Below are 14690 nucleotides of genomic sequence, written 5' to 3' on the forward strand. Positions count from 1 at the left end.
TTCAATGAACCGTTTATCCAGTTTTGAAAGAACAATCCTTTCAATAAAAAGAGCTTCAAGACACAGTTTTATGCCGTGTATTGAAAGCCGAAAATAGTCTAGTGATGATGGCAAAGAGGTCACACCCGTTCCCATACCGAACACGGAAGTTAAGCTCTTTAGCGCCGATGGTAGTTGGGGGCTTCCCCCTGTGAGAGTAGGACGTCGCTAGGCAATAAAGGCAGTCAGCTGTGTGCTGGCTGTTTTTTTATTTTATTATCTTAAGGAAATGCTTCATAAATTACAGGATTTTATACAAAACTCAATTATTATATAATGATTCAATTGTAAGATTTCATAAAACTATAAGATGGTCGCTAGTAGTTTTTAATATAGCTATTTATTTGGATTTTCTATTAAAATTTGCTATGATTAAAAGTCTGAATTGTCTTTCTTTTATAAGTTTCTTGACAGTAGCAGTCCACGTTGTTAATCTTACAATTAATATTCTTTTAACTATAGGAGGACGTTACGAAAATGTGGGAGACTAAATTTGCCAAAGAAGGTTTAACTTTTGATGATGTATTATTAGTACCAGCTCATTCCGAAGTATTACCGAAGGATGTTGATTTATCTGTTCAATTAACACCAAAGATTAAATTAAACATTCCAATGATCAGCGCAGGTATGGATACAGTTACAGAGTCTAAAATGGCTATTGCTATGGCACGACAAGGCGGAATCGGTATTATCCATAAAAACATGGGTATTGACGAACAGGCTGAACAAGTAGAAAAAGTAAAACGTTCTGAAAATGGTGTTATTACAAACCCATTCTTCTTAACTCCAACTCATCAAGTTTTCGATGCTGAGCATTTAATGGGTAAATACCGAATCTCTGGTGTACCTATTGTTGACAGTATGGAAAACCAAAAACTAGTAGGGATCATTACAAACCGTGATTTACGTTTTATCTCTGATTACTCTTTAAAAATTGAAGATGTTATGACGAAAGAAGATTTAATTACAGCTCCTGTTGGAACGACTCTAGAGGATGCAGAAAAAATTCTTCAACAATATAAAATCGAAAAACTTCCGATTGTTGATGAAGAAGGTCGCTTAACTGGACTTATCACAATCAAAGATATCGAGAAAGTTATTGAATTCCCTAATGCTGCTAAAGATACACATGGTCGCTTACTTGTAGGTGCAGCAGTAGGTGTATCGAAGGATACAATGGTACGTATCGAGAAGCTTGTAGAAGCACAAGTTGATATTGTAGTAATCGATACAGCACACGGACATTCAGAAGGTGTATTACAGACAATCCGTTCAATCCATGAAACTTACCCAGAACTAGAAATCATTGCTGGTAACGTAGCTACTGCAGAAGGTTCACGTGCATTATTCGAGGCTGGTGCAGATGTTGTTAAAGTAGGAATTGGCCCAGGCTCAATTTGTACTACACGTGTTGTGGCTGGCGTAGGTGTACCGCAAATTACAGCAGTATATGATTGTGCTACAGTAGCTCGTGAGCTTGGTAAAACAATTATTGCTGATGGTGGTATTAAATACTCTGGCGATATTGTGAAAGCTTTAGCAGCTGGTGGAAATGTTGTAATGCTAGGATCACTTCTTGCAGGTACTTCTGAATCTCCAGGAGAGACAGAAATCTTCCAAGGTCGTCGCTTCAAAGTATACCGTGGTATGGGATCTATCGGAGCAATGGAAAAAGGCTCAAAAGATCGTTACTTCCAAGAGGATGCGAAAAAGTTAGTGCCTGAGGGTATTGAAGGTCGCCTTCCTTATAAAGGACCATTAGCTGATACAATCTATCAACTGATTGGTGGTATCCGAGCTGGTATGGGTTATTGTGGAGCACCACATCTTGAGTATTTACGAGAAAATGCACAATTTGTTAAAATGACGGGTGCAGGTCTTCGTGAATCACATCCGCATGATGTGCAGATTACAAAAGAGTCACCAAACTATTCCATGTAATATATTACTTGCAACTTTTATGCTTTCGCATCGTCTACAAAGATGGCGCGAGAGCATTTTTTTATGGTAGAGAGTCAACACGTATGTTGATATCTATGATAAAATGTCGAGGACAAGATTATTTTTTGGAGGGCTTTCAAGGTGAAAAAGAAAATGAACACCGTATTACGCTTACTCCTAATTCCCGTTTTATTAATTGGTATTTTTGCAGGTATTCCTGCAAAGGCAAGTGCAGAGACGGATTTAGGACTAACAGTGGATGCTGCAATTTTAATTGACGCAGATTCAGGAAAAATTTTATATGAACAAAATGCAGATACTTCACTAGGTATTGCAAGTATGACAAAAATGATGACTGAATACCTGTTATTGGACGCTATTGATGCAGGGACAGTTAAATGGGATCAAGAATACCACGTAACCGATTATACGTATCGTATGTCTCAAAATCGTGCATTAAGTAATGTACCTTTACGTCGTGATGGTTCCTACACGATTCGAGAATTGTACGAGGCAATGGCTATTTATTCAGCGAATGCTGCAACTGTTGCTATAGCTGAAACAATTGCTGGAACAGAGACTGAATTTTTGAAATTAATGAACAAAAAAGCAGAAGAACTTGGCCTAGAGGGTTATAAGTTTGTCAATGCTACAGGTCTAAATAACGCTGATCTTTTTGGGATGCAACCAGCTGGGACAGGACCAGAAGATGAGAACGTGATGCCTGCAAAATATGTGGCAAAACTTGCCTACCATCTATTAAAGGACCACCCAAAGGTATTAGAAACTTCTCAAATTACTAAAAAGACATTCCGTGAAGGTACAGAGGATGCCATTGAAATGTCTAACTGGAACTTTATGTTACCAGGGTTAGTTTTTGAATATCAAGGTGTAGATGGATTAAAAACTGGTACTACAAACTTTGCAGGCCATTGCTTCACTGGTACTGCAGAACGGAATGGTACTCGATTAATTGCAGTGGTCATGAAGGCTGTTGATGCAAGTGGACAAGGGTCATATAAAGCTCGTTTTGATGCAACAGCAAAATTATTTAACTATGGTTTTTCACAATTCTCAAAACAAGAGATTTTACCAGCAAACTATACGTTTAAAGATCAAAAAACAGTAAAAGTGACAAAAGGTAAAGAAGACAAAGTAGAGATTGCTGTAAAAGAACCTATTTCATTTATGATCAAGTCTTCTGATAAAGATCTCTATAAGCCTAAATTGATTTTAGATAAAAAGAGTCTTGAGGCAGGAGTTAAGAAAGACACTGTTGTAGGGAAGGTCGTTATTGAGCGCACAGAGGGCACAGATTACGGCTTTATCGATGGTAAGGATATTTCATCCGATATTGTTACTACAGGGGCTGTAGAGCGTGCTAGCGGTATCTCATTGTTCTTCCAAGGTGTTGGGAACTTCTTCGGCAATTTATGGAGTGGGATTTCTGATTTCGTTGGAGGTCTATTCTAATCATTAATTAAAGAGCACATGAATGATAACAAACATTCATGTGCTTTTTCACATTTTTGACCCGAATAGCATAGGCTAATAGGCGAAAGGATGTGGTTAAATGTGTGGCATTACTGGATGGGCTAGCTTTCAACAGGATTTAAAAGCAAGTGAAAAAGTTTTGCAAGCAATGACACGAACATTAAACAAGAGAGGGCCAGATGATGAAAATATTTGGTGTAGTGAACATATTGCATTTGGCCATCGACGGTTAGCGGTTATCGATTTAATAGGTGGCAAGCAGCCGATGAAAAAAATACATGATGGGGTAAACTATGTCATTACATATAATGGCGAACTTTATAATACGGAAGAGCTGCGCAAAGAGCTGCAAAAAAGAGGTCATACTTTCACAACACATTCAGATACCGAAGTGCTATTGACTGCTTATATTGAATGGAAAGAGCAATGTGTAGACTTTCTAAATGGTATTTTTGCCTTTGGTATTTGGGATGAACAGGCGCAATCTCTTTTTTTATGTAGGGATCGATTAGGTGTGAAGCCCCTTTATTTTACAGAGCAACAGGGGGGAGTTCTTTTTGCATCGGAAGTAAAGGCTTTACTGGCACATCCAATGGTTGAAGCTACTATTAATACGGAGGGATTAGCAAGCATGATGGCTGTTGGCCCCTCTAGAGCTCCAGGTAAGACTCTTTTTCAAAACATTGAGGAGTTACGACCAGGATATGCAATGCGCTTCTCTAGAGAAGGGTTAAGAAAGTGGCAATATTGGCAGCTACAAAGCCGCAAGCATGAAGAATCATTGCAAGAGACGATTGAGCATGTTCGTTTGCTGTTAACGGATGCTATTGAAAGACAGCTTGTTTCGGATGTACCGATCTGTACATTTCTATCGGGAGGTCTTGATTCTAGTATTATTACAGGGATTGCTGCAGATAGATTCCAACAACAAAACAATAAGTTGCATACGTATTCAATCGATTATGAGGATAATGAACGTTTTTTCAATCCTCATGCATTTCAAACTTCAACAGATACGTATTGGATTCAAAAAATGACCGATACTTTTAAGACGACACATCACGCAGAGGAAATAACCCAGCAACAGCTGATTGATTTACTAGTAGAATCGGTTATAGTTAGAGATTCACCAGGTATGGCAGATGTTGATTCTTCGTTACTATGGTTTTGTCGAGAAATTAAAAGAGACTTTACTGTAGCACTATCTGGCGAATGTGCAGATGAAATTTTTGGTGGGTATCCATGGTTTAAAGAAAAAACTACGGGTTTTCCTTGGATTCGATCATTGGCGGAAAGAAATGCATTACTCCAAGAGAAGTGGGATAAAAAATTAAAAATTGAATCCTATGCACAGCAACTATATACGCAAACGATTGCAGAGGTCCCGTTGCTAGATGGCGAAAGTCCGGCAGAAGTAAAACATCGTGAAATGTTTTATTTAAATATACAATGGTTTATGCAGACATTGCTAGAGCGGAAAGATCGTATGAGTATGGGAGCTAGCTTAGAGGTGCGGGTTCCTTTTGCGGATCATCGCCTTGTAGAATATGCATGGAATATTCCTTGGGAAATGAAGGATTTAGAGGGCATAGAAAAGGGGTTACTTCGAAAGTCCATGGCACATTTATTGCCTGATGAAGTATTGTATCGTAAAAAAAATCCATATCCTAAAACATATCATCCAGTTTATACAGCAGGTGTGCAAACATGGTTAAGAGAAATTCTTAAAGATAAGAACTCTATCTTACATGAATTATTTGAGCATAAAAAACTTACGGAACTAATAGAATCGGGAGGCAGCTCTTTCAAAATTCCATGGTATGGACAATTAATGGCGGGACCTCAACTTTTAGCATATCTAGGGCAAATTCATACTTGGTTTGAGCATTATCATATTCAACTCATTGAATCCTAATGGGGGTCACCCATCTACTACTTGGTTGTAGTAGATGGGTGATTTTTTTGTATTCCCCAACAATCCATTAATTGTTCGATCGATTGTTCAATTACATGAACAGGTATACCCCCAAAGCCAAGTAAAAATTGTGCTTGCGAGGATTCAACGTAATCTAGTCGATAATCAGATAACGGATAAATACCTATCCCTGCTTGGAAGGCAAGTTGTTGTAATTGTTTTTCCGGCAACTTGTGCTTAACGTCTAATAATATATGCATCCCTGCTTGCTCACCAGTCATGTTAATGGATGATGAATATTTTTCTAAAATAGAAGTAAGCTTATCATGTTTTTTACGATAAACTTTACGCATCCTGTTAAGATGTTTAGCAAAATGACCATCATGCATAAAATTTGCAACAATATGTTGATCAAACCGAGGGACGGTTGATGAATAGTAATTAAAGACATCATTATATGTAGCAAGTAATTGAGGTGGAAGTACAAAATAGGCTACGCGCAAAGAAGGCATTAACGATTTTGTAAAAGTGCTCATATAAATGACTTTATCGTTTCTATCGAGAGCATGTAGAGCAGGAATTGGTTTTCCAGTATAACGAAATTCCGAATCATAATCATCTTCAATGATATAACGAGATGGGCTTTGTGTCGCCCAATTTAAAGCCTGTGCACGTCTAGTAGCGGATAATACTGCACCAGTAGGAAATTGATGTGATGGTGTAATATAAACAACATTAGCTTGTGTTTGCTCTAGCTCCTGAATGATGATTCCTTCCTCGTCAACGGCAATAGGATAAACTTTTCGTTTATGCTGAGAGAACATACGATGCACAGCCGGATACCCTGGATTTTCCAATGCAAAGCATGTATCATCACTAAAAAGACGTAAAATCATAGGCAGAAGCTGCTCCGTACCAGAGCCAACGACAATTTGCTCGGGGTTACAGACAACTCCACGTGATTGATATAAATAATTCGCAATTTCAGTTCGCAAAGAAAGCTCCCCTTGAGGTTCCCCTGTTAATAATAATTTCTTTGAGGCTTCATCAAACAGCTCCTTTGCATATTTTCTCCAGATCTGAAATGGGAAAGCATCGATATCAATAGAACCAGGATTAAAATCTATTTTGTATGATTTTTTTTTAGGCTGCTCATTGAATGGGATTATCGTGTCCTGCTGGATATAGGGTAGTTCATCTATTTCTTCTACAAAATAACCTACACGAGATTTGGACATAATATAGCCTTCTGCAAGAAGCTGTGCATAGGCAATTTCAATCGTTGTTTGAGAAATATTCAAAAAATCGGCTAATTTTCTTTTTGATGGTAATTTTTCGCCTACTGCTATTTTTTTGGTAATAATAGCTTCTTTAATGCCGTTGTATAGCTGATCATATAGCGGTTTATCGCCATCCCGTTCAAGCTGAAATAAAAGCATATCCATATGCTAAAAACCCCCTGACCCTATGAATTTTTAAAAAACTGGATATTTTTATATGGTCAATTTCTATTATACTAAATTTCATCATAAAGGTGGAGGTTAGACAATGAAAAAGACAGGTACAAATTTGGTGAAGCGTGGTATGGCTGAGATGCAAAAGGGCGGCGTCATTATGGATGTGATTAATGCTGAGCAAGCAAAAATTGCAGAGGCGGCAGGAGCAGTAGCAGTAATGGCATTAGAAAGAGTACCTTCCGATATCCGCAAAGCAGGGGGTGTTGCTCGTATGGCAGATCCTCGTATTGTAGAGGAAGTACTAGGAGCAGTCTCCATTCCTGTGATGGCAAAAGCTCGTATCGGTCATATTGTAGAAGCTCGTGTTTTAGAAGCAATGGGGGTTGATTATATTGATGAAAGTGAAGTGCTCACACCAGCAGATGAAGAGTATCACTTATTAAAAAGTGATTATACCGTACCATTTGTGTGTGGCTGTCGTGATTTAGGCGAAGCAGCCCGTCGTATTGGTGAAGGAGCAGCTATGCTACGAACAAAAGGTGAACCAGGAACAGGGAATATAGTGGAAGCAGTTCGACATATTCGTAAAGTAAATGCCCAAGTTCGTAAAGTAGTAGGTATGACAGAGGATGAATTAATGACAGAGGCAAAATTACTAGGAGCACCTTTTGAATTATTAAGAGAGATCAAACATCTTGGTCGTTTACCAGTTGTTAACTTTGCAGCGGGAGGTGTGGCAACACCTGCTGATGCGGCTTTAATGATGGAGCTTGGGGCTGATGGTATTTTTGTTGGTTCGGGTATCTTCAAATCCGATAATCCTGAAAAATTTGCACATGCAATTGTGGAAGCAACGACGCATTACAAGGATTATAAGCTCATTGCTGAACTATCAAAGGAACTCGGCGTACCCATGAAGGGTATTGATATTGCACAGCTTGGACAGCATGAGCGCATGCAAGAGCGAGGCTGGTAGGATGAAACGAATTGGCGTTTTAGCCTTACAAGGGGCGATACGAGAGCATGTTCACATGCTAGAAAACCTTGGCTGTGAAGCTGTTGAAGTAAAACAGAAGCAGGATTTGATAAAACTAGATGGACTTGTATTACCTGGTGGTGAGAGCACGACTATGAGAAAGTTGTTGGATCGTTCTGACCTACTAGAGCCTATACGAGAGCTAGCGCAACGAGGTTTGCCCATGTTTGGGACATGTGCAGGATTAATTTTAATGGCCAATACTTTAGTAAATGATGAACCGCATTTAGCAGTTATGGATGTGACAGTTACGAGAAATTCATATGGACGCCAAGTTGACAGCTTTGAAGTAAAACTCGATATCCCTAAAATAGGTAAGGCAATTCCAGCAGTTTTTATTCGGGCACCTCATATGGAGACAGTTGGAAAAGATGTTGAAATTCTCGCCGAGCATGAAGGTAAAATTATTTTAGCACGGGATGGACATTTACTAGGTTGTTCATTTCATCCCGAATTAACATCAGACTCACGTATTCTTGAATATTTTGTAGCATCTATGGTATGACTTGCAAAATTTGTTTTCATATAGTACAGTATGGTTAAAATTTAATTAACTGAACACGATGATGGGAAGTAGTAGCAAGCACGTTTTTTTTAGAGAGTCAGCGGTTGGTGGAAGCTGATAAAGGCACTTGTGAATCCGTCCTGGAGTTGCACAGTCGAAGTCAATGAAGTAGGCTGCTGCCGGCTGGAATGCCGTTATAAAATAAGTGGATTAGACATTGTGTCTAGTCAATTAGGGTGGCAACGCGGGTAGCTCTCGTCCCTTTATGGGATGGGGGCTTTTTTGTGTTTATCTTGAATCAGAAAATGCTGCCCCTTTACAGAGCTTTCTATTCTGATGTTCAAATGACCACTGAATCAAGTTAGAGAAACAAGATGCAACAATTCCCCATCATTAAGAAACTACTGGAGGTATGATCGATGTTAGATATTAAACGCGTGCGCGATAATTTCGCCGAAATTAAAGAGATGCTATTAACACGTAATGAAGATTTAGGAAATTTGGATGACTTTGAAAATTTAGATGCAAAGCGTCGTGAACTAATTGCTAAAACGGAAGAACTGAAGGCAGAACGAAATAAAGTATCTGAGCAAATTTCTGTAATGAAGCGCAACAAAGAAAACGCAGATGAAGTGATTGCTCGTATGCGTCAAGTGGGCGATGAAATTAAAGAACTTGATGTTCAATTAAATGATGTGGAAGATCGCTTTAAAGATATGATGATGCGCCTGCCGAACGTTCCTCATGAATCTGTACCAGTGGGTACGACAGAAGATGACAATGTTGAGGAATATACATGGGGTGAAATTCCAGCATTTGATTTTGATATTAAAGCACACTGGGATCTAGCTACAGATCTAAAAATTGTGGACTTTGAACGTGGCGCCAAAGTAACTGGTAGCCGATTCTTATTCTACCGCGGTCTTGGGGCACGCTTAGAACGTGCGTTGATGACATTTATGATGGATTTACATGCAGAAGAGCATGGCTATGAGGAAATGCTGCCACCTGTGATTGTAAATCGCGATAGCTTAACAGGTACTGGACAGCTACCTAAGTTTGAAGAAGATGTATTTAAATTAGAGGAAACAGATTATTTCATGATTCCAACGGCGGAAGTACCAGTAACAAACTTCTACCGTGATGAAATTTTAACTGCTGAAGCTTTACCACAAGGTTTTGCTGCATACAGTGCATGTTTCCGTTCAGAAGCGGGCTCTGCCGGTCGTGATACACGTGGTTTAATCCGTCAGCACCAATTTAACAAAGTGGAATTAGTTCGTTTTGTAAAACCTGAGGAGTCATATGAGCAGTTAGAGCTGTTAACGGGTCATGCTGAAAAGGTACTACAATTACTAGGCTTACCATATCGTAAATTAAAAATGTGTACAGCCGATTTAGGCTTTACTGCTGCGAAAAAATATGATTTAGAAGTTTGGATTCCAGCACAAAATATGTACCGTGAAATTTCTTCTTGTTCAAACTTTGAGGACTTCCAAGCACGACGCGCAAATATTCGCTTCCGTCGTGACCCAAATGCAAAACCAGAATATGTCCACACATTAAACGGTTCAGGGCTTGCGATTGGTCGTACAGTTGCCGCTCTACTAGAAAACTATCAACAAGCTGATGGAAGCGTAGTGATTCCTGAGGTTTTAAGACCATATATGGGTGGCAAAGAAGTAATTGCCCCAAAATAAACAACTGATCAAGGCTATTTTAGATGAACCTTTACACGGTAATCTAAAATAGCCTTTTTTCAATTCCAAAATTGATAGCTCTCATAATTTTTGAAAATTCGTTATAATGGGTAATATTCATGGGGACAAGGGGGAGAAATTCATGGATCTACAGCAATTTGCTCAGGCTTTAAATGAATTTGACAATGTCTTAATTACTGACGATAAAGGCTGTGCAATATTTTATGATTTAGCAGATTTAAATATATTAATGGAAATCGGCTTAACACCAGATGAATTTTTTCACAGTACTGTAACTGATAATTATCAAAATTTATCACCTGAAACAAGTACCGTTTTTAAAGTATTACAAACGGGACAACCAATTTTATATTACGAACAACAATTAACAACCTTGAATGGTTTTAGTTACTTATCACTAAGTTCAACCTATCCAATAATGGAACAGGGCAAATCCGTTGGTGCAATTGAATTTTCAAAGCATTTTTATGAAAGTAAGCAAATAAAATACTTAGATAATTTCCTGGGACATAAACTATATAGAGATAATCACACGACGTATCGCCTAGAGGATTTTATTACAACAAACGCGGACATGAAGGAGCAGCTCGATAAGGCACGCCGTAGTGCTAAGAAAAATGCTCCTATTTTATTGACAGGGGAAACAGGGACAGGAAAAGATATTATTGCACAAGGTATTCACAATGAGAGTGAGCGCTATACAAAACCATTTATTACACTGAATTGCTCAATATTAACGGAGGATAATATCTTTCCACAGCTATATGGCTCAGAAAATGAAGAGAAATGTGGGAAATTACAGGAGGCCAATGGTGGAACATTACTCATCGATCATCTTAATTTGCTTGATGCATCTTTACAGGCAAAACTGTTACATGCGGTGGATATAAATATGTTAAATGGTGAGTCTTTGGATATTCGTTATATTACGACGGTCAATGAGGATGTAGATAAACTTTTAGTCGAGAAAAGATTACGGGAGGATTTATTTTATCGCTTAAATGTCCTACAGATTGATTTGCCACCACTTCGTATGAGGAAGGAAGACATTCCGGCCATTCTAGATTTTTATATACAATTTTATAATGAACATACTGTACAGAAAAATGTGAGCTATCGTGATGAGGTACTGCAATTATTTTATGCCTATCATTGGCCTGGTAATGTACGCGAGTTAAAAAATGCTCTGGAATCAGCCTACAATAATTTAACGGGCAATGAAATTCGCGTTGAGCATGTGCCGGAGAGAATTAAAAAAAATATCCAACAACCTGCTCATCTACTAATGCAAGTGAGCCAATCCGGTCATTTACGTGATTTAACAGAGGCCTACGAACGTCTTATTATAGCTGAAAAACTACGAGAAACCGATGGACGATTAGCAGAGACAGCCCGTCGTTTAGGAATTTCACGTCAACTTTTGAAATATAAATGTTTAAAATATGAGCTGCTGTAAAATTTTTTTTACAAAAAGGGGATAAAAATTTATCTCCTTTTTTCATGTTTTAAAATTTTTTATTATTTAAATAAATCTTATGTAAATCAGTGATAAAGGGGCTGAGGACATGTCTAAAATTATGCAGCATACGATCATAGTCGGGCTAGCTTTATTCGCCATATTTTTTGGTGCAGGTAATTTAATTTTTCCACCGTCCATAGGAAACAGTGCAGGGGTCTCTTGGATTTCTGCATTGATGGGCTTTAGCTTAACAGGTGTTATTCTACCTGTACTTGCGGTGTATGCCATTTATAACACTGGGGGAACAGTGGAAGCGCTCACAAGGCCAATCGGAAACTGGTTTTATAAAGCATTTAACACGGTCATGATGGTTTGTATCGGAATGGTTGTCACAATACCAAGGATGTCAGCGACCACACATGAATTAGGTGTATCGCAAATTATTCCTACTATACCTTTACTAGTGTCAGTGCTGGCATTCTTTGCAATTTGCTTTTATTTTGCTATGGATCAATCAAATGTCATCGATAAAATTGGGAAATGGTTGACGCCAGTTCTCGTTATCATACTCATTATTCTCATCGGTAAAGGGGTATTAGATCCGATCGGGGCAGCGGTCCATACGGAAGCAAAAAATGTATTTGCCAACGCCATTATAGCCGCCTATCAGACGGGAGATGTTGGAACAGGTATTCTTTGTGCACCCATTTTTCTGGCAGCGATTGTCAGCTATGGCTATAAGGGTAAACAATCTAAAAAAGTCGCACTCGGAGGAATGGCTATAGCCGCGATAGGCTTAATAGCCGTTTATGGAGGTTTGCTTTACTTAGGTGCCACAAGTAGCGGTATCATCACGAATCCAGGTAGTGATACAGAGCTGTTAGCAAGTATTGCTTATCGTGTGATTGGAAACTTGGGGAAAGCGCTATTGGCTATTTGTGTTGTGTTCGCCTGTCTAACATCCGCAATAGGAGTCATGGTTATCTCATCACAATTTTTAAACGAATTAACGAAAGAAAAGCTTGGCTATAAAACATGGGTGTTGATTATGTGTATAGTGGGCGCAACAATCGGTTCGTTAGGAGTAGGTGCCATCGTAGAAATTACACTGCCCATTTTCTTGGTTATATATCCAGTCATTATCGTACTTGTGTTGCTTGGAGCATTTGATCGTCTTGTGCCCAATGCAGGAGCTTATAAAGGAACCGTATTATTTGCTTTTTTAGTAAGTGTTGTTGAAACAATTTCTAGCTATGGAATTACGATACCCGGGGTGACAAAGTTGATCTTACATTTACCATTACAATCGAGTGGATTTGCCTGGGCTGTCCCATCTATTATTGGCTTTATTTTAGGCGCCTTCTTGCATAGAGTGCTTAAAGCAGAAAATCCGGAGAAATCAACTTTCGGTATGGAAGAAATAGGAGTTGAAAAATGATGAAAATTATTCGAAATGCAAAAATTTATACAGCAGATACTAATCAGCAGATGGCAACAGCCATGGTTATTAAAGGTGGAAAAATTCTATGGATTGGACGGGAGGAAAACTTACCTGCTTACCAAGGTGATATCATCGATGGACAGGGCAAGGTCATTATTCCAGGGATTATTGATGCGCATATGCATCCGATTATGTTAGCTGATGTTTTGGAGCAGGTGGCCTGTTTACCTCCACATATTCATTCGATTGAAGATATGCTTGTTGCACTAGAGAAATATGATGCTAGTCAACGTGGTTGGATTTTAGGATGGGGCTATGATGAAGGAAAGCTGAACGAAAGAAGAGCCCCTCTAAAAGAAGATTTAGACCGCGCATCCACGGCGCTTCCTATCATTGTTATGCGTACTTGTGGCCATATCATATCGGTCAATAGTAAAGCCTTAGCCATTGCAGGTATTACGAAAGATACACCCGATCCACAGGGCGGGCAAATTGATCGTGATGAAAATGGCGATCCGACTGGTGTACTTCGTGAAAATGCACGGAACCTCGTATTACAGCATTTACCGACGCCATCAGAGGATGAAATTGTAACAAGACTGCTAAAGCTATCACAGACCTTAGCATCCTATGGTGTGACAAGTATTACCGAATTAATGGCTACTGTGATGCCTATTGATTATTTAACCCTGTATCGTAAAGCCCGTGAAAAAGGCTTTAAGCAACGTGTTGCCACCTATTATATTTGGGAGGCTGTTCAAAACTATGAGCTTTTAACAGCGGACAATTTGGACCGTTCAGCAGGCGCTTATATTGGAGGCATTAAGTTGTTTTCTGACGGGAGTGTTTCAGGTCGAACAGCGCTTGTTTCCGAGCCATTTTTGGGAGGAGAGGAGCGAGGCATTGCTATGACTTCAAAAGAGGAGCTACTAGCAGCTGCGGCTGTAGCAAAAGAACATGGCATTCAGCTAGTAGTTCATGCGATGGGGGACAGAGCTATTGATTTAATTGTCAATACTTTTTATGAGGAAAAAGCGTGGTTAAACGATGCGCCTTCTGTGCGTATCGAACATGCAGCGATGCCTTCAGCAAGTGCTTTGCAAAAGGCTGCCAAATGGGGCATAGGATTTGTGCCACAACCAATCTTCCTCTTCTGCGAAATTGAAAGTTATTTAGAAAATCTAGGGCTGGAAAAAACACAGACATTATATGGAGTTCAAACATTCTTACAGCGAGGGATTGCAACAGCCTTATCCTCAGATGCGCCTGCAACATCATGGGCAGAAGCGGCTAATCCATTTGTCACGATGCAGGCGGCTGTTACTCGTATGGCCTATGATGGGTCCGATCTAGGTGCCGCTGAACGAATCTCTGTAGAGGAAGCATTACAATTGTATACAGCGGATGCTAAGACAATGATTCGTATGGAGAACGTTGGTCAACTGAAAGAAGGCTATGAGGCTAATTTTATTGTACTAACGGATGATATTCTTTCTATTTCGCATGACCAGCTTATGCATGTAAAGCCATTCGCTACATATATTGAGGGCGAATGCGTTTTTGGACAATCAACGATGCAAGCTACACATTAAGTATCTATATAGATGCTGTCGCTGCTACGACACATTTCATATATATCGCCATTCCCTTAAATATAATAAAGAAGGTGTCTCACTAGGAGG

10 protein-coding genes, 1 rRNA gene and 1 other annotated feature are annotated in these 14690 nt (G+C 39.2%); of the genes, 10 read left to right on the plus strand and 1 reads right to left on the minus strand.

Features of this window, described 5'->3' with window-relative positions; all coding sequences use genetic code 11:
* Positions 1 to 97 precede the first annotated feature (97 nt).
* The 4 genes from rrf to asnB all read left to right on the plus strand — a co-directional run bounded on the left by rrf (position 98) and on the right by asnB (position 5389).
* Positions 98 to 213, plus strand: a 5S ribosomal RNA gene (gene rrf / locus PI85_RS21220).
* Between the two features lie 303 nt (positions 214 to 516).
* Positions 517 to 1980, plus strand: a complete 1464-nt coding sequence (gene guaB, locus PI85_RS21225) for an IMP dehydrogenase (RefSeq protein WP_036121944.1) — start codon at positions 517 to 519, stop codon at positions 1978 to 1980.
* A 141-nt stretch (positions 1981 to 2121) separates the two neighbouring features.
* Positions 2122 to 3453, plus strand: coding sequence for a D-alanyl-D-alanine carboxypeptidase family protein (locus tag PI85_RS21230; protein ID WP_080709340.1), 1332 nt, complete (start codon positions 2122 to 2124; stop codon positions 3451 to 3453).
* Positions 3454 to 3553: 100 nt separating this feature from the next.
* Positions 3554 to 5389 (plus strand): asparagine synthase (glutamine-hydrolyzing), encoded by a 1836-nt coding sequence (asnB, locus tag PI85_RS21235; protein WP_036121946.1) that lies wholly within the window; start codon positions 3554 to 3556, stop codon positions 5387 to 5389.
* Positions 5390 to 5406: 17 nt separating this feature from the next.
* On the opposite strand, the gene PI85_RS21240 is transcribed toward asnB, so the two are convergent.
* On the minus strand, positions 5407 to 6834 hold the full coding sequence (locus PI85_RS21240; RefSeq protein ID WP_080709339.1) for a PLP-dependent aminotransferase family protein: 1428 nt from the start codon (positions 6832 to 6834) through the stop codon (positions 5407 to 5409).
* A gap of 103 nt (positions 6835 to 6937) precedes the next feature.
* On the opposite strand from PI85_RS21240, the gene pdxS reads away from it, so the two are divergent.
* From pdxS to PI85_RS21270, 6 genes are all read left to right on the plus strand, one after another.
* Positions 6938 to 7822, plus strand: a complete 885-nt coding sequence (pdxS, locus tag PI85_RS21245; RefSeq protein ID WP_036121949.1) for a pyridoxal 5'-phosphate synthase lyase subunit PdxS — start codon at positions 6938 to 6940, stop codon at positions 7820 to 7822.
* A gap of 1 nt (position 7823) precedes the next feature.
* A complete protein-coding gene (gene pdxT / locus PI85_RS21250; RefSeq protein ID WP_036121952.1) occupies positions 7824 to 8387 on the plus strand; it encodes a pyridoxal 5'-phosphate synthase glutaminase subunit PdxT in 564 nt (187 codons plus the stop codon).
* A gap of 49 nt (positions 8388 to 8436) precedes the next feature.
* Positions 8437 to 8653, plus strand: a binding site (T-box leader).
* A gap of 153 nt (positions 8654 to 8806) precedes the next feature.
* Positions 8807 to 10087 (plus strand): serine--tRNA ligase, encoded by a 1281-nt coding sequence (gene serS / locus PI85_RS21255; RefSeq protein ID WP_036121955.1) that lies wholly within the window; start codon positions 8807 to 8809, stop codon positions 10085 to 10087.
* 142 nt (positions 10088 to 10229) lie between these two features.
* On the plus strand, positions 10230 to 11564 hold the full coding sequence (locus tag PI85_RS21260) for a sigma 54-interacting transcriptional regulator (protein ID WP_036121958.1): 1335 nt from the start codon (positions 10230 to 10232) through the stop codon (positions 11562 to 11564).
* A 109-nt stretch (positions 11565 to 11673) separates the two neighbouring features.
* Positions 11674 to 13005 (plus strand): branched-chain amino acid transport system II carrier protein, encoded by a 1332-nt coding sequence (gene brnQ / locus PI85_RS21265; RefSeq protein WP_036121961.1) that lies wholly within the window; start codon positions 11674 to 11676, stop codon positions 13003 to 13005.
* Positions 13002 to 14600, plus strand: coding sequence for an amidohydrolase (locus PI85_RS21270; protein ID WP_036121964.1), 1599 nt, complete (start codon positions 13002 to 13004; stop codon positions 14598 to 14600). Before brnQ ends, PI85_RS21270 begins: the two co-directional genes overlap by 4 nt.
* The last annotated feature ends 90 nt before the right edge of the window (positions 14601 to 14690 follow it).

Origin of the sequence: Lysinibacillus sp. A1 (genome assembly GCF_000801965.1) — a bacterium.
Classification (GTDB): Bacteria; Bacillota; Bacilli; order Bacillales_A; family Planococcaceae; genus Lysinibacillus; species Lysinibacillus fusiformis.

Excerpts from the sequence above, each read along its gene's own strand:
- brnQ (WP_036121961.1), top strand. The coding sequence starts at position 11,674 with ATGTCTAAAATTATGCAGCATACGATCATAGTCGGGCTAGCTTTATTC.
- pdxT (WP_036121952.1), top strand. The coding sequence starts at position 7,824 with ATGAAACGAATTGGCGTTTTAGCCTTACAAGGGGCGATACGAGAGCAT.
- PI85_RS21240 (WP_080709339.1), bottom strand. The coding sequence starts at position 6,834 with ATGGATATGCTTTTATTTCAGCTTGAACGGGATGGCGATAAACCGCTA.
- asnB (WP_036121946.1), top strand. The coding sequence starts at position 3,554 with ATGTGTGGCATTACTGGATGGGCTAGCTTTCAACAGGATTTAAAAGCA.
- PI85_RS21270 (WP_036121964.1), top strand. The coding sequence starts at position 13,002 with ATGATGAAAATTATTCGAAATGCAAAAATTTATACAGCAGATACTAAT.
- guaB (WP_036121944.1), top strand. The coding sequence starts at position 517 with ATGTGGGAGACTAAATTTGCCAAAGAAGGTTTAACTTTTGATGATGTA.
- PI85_RS21260 (WP_036121958.1), top strand. The coding sequence starts at position 10,230 with ATGGATCTACAGCAATTTGCTCAGGCTTTAAATGAATTTGACAATGTC.
- pdxS (WP_036121949.1), top strand. The coding sequence starts at position 6,938 with ATGAAAAAGACAGGTACAAATTTGGTGAAGCGTGGTATGGCTGAGATG.
- serS (WP_036121955.1), top strand. The coding sequence starts at position 8,807 with ATGTTAGATATTAAACGCGTGCGCGATAATTTCGCCGAAATTAAAGAG.